Origin of the sequence: Paraburkholderia sp. SIMBA_053 (assembly GCF_046534895.1) — a bacterium.
Lineage (GTDB): Bacteria > Pseudomonadota > Gammaproteobacteria > Burkholderiales > Burkholderiaceae > Paraburkholderia > Paraburkholderia caledonica.
This window is the reverse complement of record NZ_JAWRXU010000374.1, coordinates 1-310: the sequence shown is the minus strand read 5'-3', so window position 1 is coordinate 310 and position 310 is coordinate 1. Positions and strand designations below refer to the sequence as shown.

The window sequence follows — 310 nt, the reverse complement described above, 5'->3', positions numbered from 1 at the left end:
CACCGTCGCGAGTCTGCTTCTGCTCGACGAAATCTCGGAACGACTGGCGCCTGTCATCGTGCAGGCGCTTGCGCGCATGATCGTGACGCTCAAGGCGCGGGGCTAGACGATCGTCATGGTCGAACAGAATTTCCGCTTTGCCGCGCCGCTTGCCGACCGCTTCTATGTGATGGAGCACGGTGCGATCGTCGAGCACTTCGGGGCAAGTGAGCTCGAAAGCAAGATGCCGACACTGCACGATCGACTGGGCGTATAGATAGCGCGCGCCCAATTGCCTCTGATAACCACAAGCGATGAACCAGGAGACAGG

General features: G+C 59.7%; 1 pseudogene. It reads left to right on the top strand.

Going from position 1 to position 310, the window contains the following annotated elements:
* Positions 1 to 256: pseudogene (locus SB753_RS36050) on the top strand (ABC transporter ATP-binding protein); the annotation flags it as partial.
* Positions 257 to 310: the final 54 nt, after the last annotated feature.